The 4,248-nt window shown below is 36.1% G+C and carries 5 protein-coding genes; 4 read left to right on the top strand and 1 reads right to left on the bottom strand.

All coding sequences use genetic code 11. From position 1 onward, the window contains the following. The first annotated feature begins 115 nt into the window (after positions 1-115). From ATE37_RS10510 to ATE37_RS10500, 3 genes are all read left to right on the top strand, one after another. Complete coding sequence (locus tag ATE37_RS10510; RefSeq protein ID WP_084868980.1) at positions 116-994, top strand: replication initiation protein; 879 nt, start codon at positions 116-118, stop codon at positions 992-994. A 21-nt stretch (positions 995-1,015) separates the two neighbouring features. Beyond that, positions 1,016-1,420 (top strand): hypothetical protein, encoded by a 405-nt coding sequence (locus ATE37_RS10505; protein ID WP_084868979.1) that lies wholly within the window; start codon positions 1,016-1,018, stop codon positions 1,418-1,420. Between the two features lie 363 nt (positions 1,421-1,783). After that, complete coding sequence (locus ATE37_RS10500; protein WP_084868978.1) at positions 1,784-2,065, top strand: hypothetical protein; 282 nt, start codon at positions 1,784-1,786, stop codon at positions 2,063-2,065. 237 nt (positions 2,066-2,302) lie between these two features. Here the strand turns inward: ATE37_RS10500 and ATE37_RS10495 are convergent, their stop codons facing one another. Then, positions 2,303-2,830 (bottom strand): hypothetical protein, encoded by a 528-nt coding sequence (locus tag ATE37_RS10495; RefSeq protein ID WP_084868977.1) that lies wholly within the window; start codon positions 2,828-2,830, stop codon positions 2,303-2,305. Positions 2,831-2,908: 78 nt separating this feature from the next. Between ATE37_RS10495 and ATE37_RS10935 the strand changes: the two genes are divergently transcribed. Next, positions 2,909-3,115: a hypothetical protein gene (locus ATE37_RS10935; RefSeq protein WP_049537192.1), complete on the top strand. Its 207-nt coding sequence runs from the start codon at positions 2,909-2,911 to the stop codon at positions 3,113-3,115. Positions 3,116-4,248 lie beyond the last annotated feature (1,133 nt).

Here is a 4,248-nt window from a genome sequence, read left to right as displayed (position 1 = left end):
TAGGGTACAAAATGTGCAGACTTAGGGTACAAAATGTGCATATTGAAATACAAAATATATATTGTCTTTTAATTTAAAGTATGATATTATAAAGACAATAAACGGAGGTGTCTTTATGACTGGCGAGGTAGTAAAATATCACAATGATTTAAATACAGTTGTTATGCGGACATGGACCGCAGAAGAGATGAATTTCTTTTTCACGATACTGACAAAAGCAAAAGAACAAGGTTTGAAAAAGCTCGTGTTTGATACTGACGAGTTAAAGTCACTTGCTAGTTCATCTAGAAAGTATCGTTGGGAAGAGACGATAACTACAGCAGTTAAAAAAATTGGACAGCTAACTTACTTTGAGCAATCTGAGAGAAAATTTAGAGTAATGACTTTGTTTGAAATATTTGAGGTGGACTTAGAGAAACGGACAATCGAAGTTAAGGTGTCCGCCAATTTTGACTATATTTTGAACAAGCTAGAAACTCAGTTTACACGGTATGAGCTAGAAGAATTCACCTCCATTCGCTCAACCTATGCCAAAACTATGTATAGACTTCTCAAGCAATGGAGAACACTGGGACAGAAAGAGTTCTCTGTTGAGGATTTGAAACGGATATTAGATACCCCGAAAACATATAGACCTAGTGAGATTGATAGACTTGTATTAAAACCTATTCTGAGCCAACTTTCCCCTTATTTCCAAAATCTAAAGGTTAAAAAAATCAAGTCAAACAAGCGTGGCAATCCAGTTCTAGGCTACGAGTTCACTTGGAATCCTGAAATGTCCGAATCGTATGTTCCAAATAAATTTAATAAGCCAAAATATAAGCAGAAAAGCAAGTCAAACGTGCCTAGTTGGTCAAATACTGATTACGTGAACATGACAAGCGAAGAGACAAAAGCCGAATTGGAACGCAAAAAGCAAGAAATGTTGGCTAGACTGAATAGTTCAGAATCTCATGAAGTTCAAACAGACATTTATGATTTTTTAGACCAATGAACGCAGAAAAGGAACAACAAAATGACAGAAAGAGCAGAACTAATAAACGATATCGAAAAATTAAAAGCTGAAAGAAATAGATTATTAAGGCAAGTAGAAGAAGCTGAGCAGTGGGAAAGTACTGCATGGGATAGTTTTAATGCCTTGGCTGACCATCTACAAGCTACAGAGAAAAAGCAGGCTATTGCCCAAAACTATTGGGACAGTTCTCGAAGCGCTATTGAACTTCAATTTGAATTCGTGGCTAGTCAAATTGCTCGAGTGAAAAAAGTGTTGGATAAAAAACGTTATGAGTTACTAGAGGGTGAAATCGACGAGTTGATGAAAGAGATTGCTGAATTAGCAGACGTTCTCGGTTTGGAGATTGAGGAACTGCCAAAATACTTGCCGTTTTATACCTTACCAGCTGAAGAGATTGTTGATTGAGAAATCAGCATCTCTTTTTTTGTGTGTATCTGTATGAGATAAGAGTGTGTTAAAGTGTGAGATAGTCAAAAAGGGTGATAAACAGGATAGTGTGTGTAAGTAGGCGAAGCCGAGAAAATTACCGGTACCGAAAACGTTGATACTATCAACATATCACGGCACGTGATATCAGTTTCCCTTATGCTCTTTTGGAGGCTAGAAAGGTAAATTACCTAGTAAAAACTAAACAAGGGGTTTGGGGGCTCCCAAAAATCAGTTTTCATTTTGAAACTGACCCAGCATGTGGTAAACTTACTGGTAAGTTGATAGCCATATGCTACGCTTGCCACAACGATATTATGCTAGTAAGGAGGTTTTAAAGTCATGTCAGATTGGAAAACACTAAAAGAGGTCGCAGAGGAGTTAGGGATATCAAAAGACCTGGTAAAGTATCACAGAAAAAATTTAAATATTTTCCAGGTTGAACAAGAGGACGGAGTGTATCGTATATCTCCTTCAGGAGTAGATGAGATTCGTTCTCGACTGAGAAAAGATAGCTATGATGCCACGTTTGAAGAAAAGGTCATGCGCCGTCTTGGTATGATTGAAAAACAGCAAGAATTGATATACGAGTTATTACTTAAAACATTAAACGAGCGTAAATAGCCCGTAGAGGCGTTCTAGGGTGTGGGGTAGCATATTTATATAGCTGATTGGAGAGGAAGGTCATTGGTTATGAAATGCAGTTCACTGATAATCGATAACCAACCATTGCTGAAGTGATACAACAAGCAACAGAGAACAGCCACCAAACCAAAATAAAAAAAGAATTTAGGAACCAGCTCCTAAATTCTTTTTTTATTTTATTTTTTCTGTTTATTTTTAAGATATATTTATATTTTGTTACTTAACGTATCTCCAATAAAAGTATATCCCTGTTGAAGTTGGATTATCTCTATCTGCAACAACTACATACTCCAATCCCCATCCATTTCTTGCAGCTGTCCGAAATGTTTCTTGAGAAAAAGAACGTAAAACTGAATATATACCTCCTACATAAGGAAGATATCCCATCAAGTCACCTATAGGGTCACTTGAATTTACGATACTTTGGACTTCGGAATGACTTAATCGTTTTATTACAGTTCTCATAACAGTTCTGTCCATTGATTTTCCGTCAGTTTCGATGACTTTCAAAATATCTTGAGTAATTCTCTCTTGTTCTTCAACGCTTAAATCAGTAGATGCAAAAAGTTCGTCTAAACTATAAAAAACATCCTCTTCAAATTTGACTTGATTAGTCTGGAGTCTTGCAACATGAGATTTCGGTAGGGGTGTCACACTTTGTGCAAAGACAAGAGACGGCGAAGTAAGACTAAAAGTTAATATACCTGCAGAAATAGCAGTTGCAAAAAATTTAGTAGTTTTCATGAGCTTTTCTCCTTTTTATTTGTATTCGCTTACATTGTATCATATAATAGTATTGTGGTAAAGAAAGAAGGTATTCTTATGTGGAAAAAATATTTTTCAAAATATAAATGGACTGATTTATTCTGGATACTATTTGTGATTTTGTCATCCCTCTTGATGGGTAATAATACTCTTTTCCCCCTTACCCATCAAGATATCTCTTATTATGGGTGCTATTTGGGAATTACACTTGCATCATTTCACTTATTATTCATTGATAAATTTTTTATTTCTAACAGGAAGTAATTGAAAAAGTAAAAGGTGGATAAGGCGAATATGAAGTGTATTACTAACCTTTATTGAAACTTTACCGATGGAAGAGAATATTGATTGAGAAATCAGCCTCTATTCAGCTAGTAAGGCATAAATGGCAAGTATTTTGGTAGCACCTCAATCTCCAAACCGTGAACTGTCTCAATAGTTTTGGACTATGAGTTTTACTCAAAGCGTTAAACGAGCGTAAATAGCCCCTAGAAGGCTTATGGGCGCTCGTTTTTAGTTTTAGGTTGGATTCTATAGTTTTGATATTAAAATGCGTTAGAGGGGAAAATATGGCTTCTGAGAGCGTCTGAGCGATTTATGCCGTGAAAGCTATTTGACAACAAGTAACCTAGGTCGTTAGTCTTTGGTTTGTCGGGCAGCTGAACAAAGTTCAGACTGATCCGTCCTAACCAGTCTAACTTGACCTAGCTTGTTGTCAAATAGACCATGGAATAAAGCAAGCAAAGAAAAAGATTATCATACTTTGCTTTTTAGAAAAAGGTCATGGTATAATAGCAATATTCTGGCACTAAGCCTTCGAAAGGAGGTGTTTAGCATGTTAGAACTCATTACTCTTCTTGTTGTTATCCGAGTAGTGTTGCCCTTAGCGTACGAGTTGGGGAAAGCCTATGGGATGAAGTGGATTGAAAAGCGCTTCGATGACAACAAGGAATAGTGTCACTTTTCACGAACGCTAGTGTGTTGTAGCTGGCGCAAAAAAAGCACCCTAAGTCTTGGCGGACAGGGTGCTTTTCGTTTAGCGTGATGAACTCACTACTCTTGTTGTTGGTTAAATTATAACATATTTTTGCTAAATAGTAAAAATTAGGGTTAATTTTTGATAGATAGCTTGATTTGTAATTAGGGAATAGAGGAGCGAACGAAGTGAGACCCTTTTTATATATATTTAATTATATTTTATATATATTTAAGGCTCTTAAACGCCTTAGAGCGGCAAGGGATTTCAGCTTTTATAGGGTACAAAATGTGCAGACTTAGGGTACAAAATGTGCAGACTTAGGGTACAAAATGTGCAGACTTAGGGTACAAAATGTGCATATTGAAATACAAAATATATATTGTCTTTTAATTTAAAGTATGATATTATAAAGACAATA

It is taken from the genome of Streptococcus oralis subsp. tigurinus (genome assembly GCF_002093575.1).
GTDB classification, from domain to species: domain Bacteria; phylum Bacillota; class Bacilli; order Lactobacillales; family Streptococcaceae; genus Streptococcus; species Streptococcus oralis_CH.
This window is presented reverse-complemented; position numbering and strand designations above follow the sequence as displayed.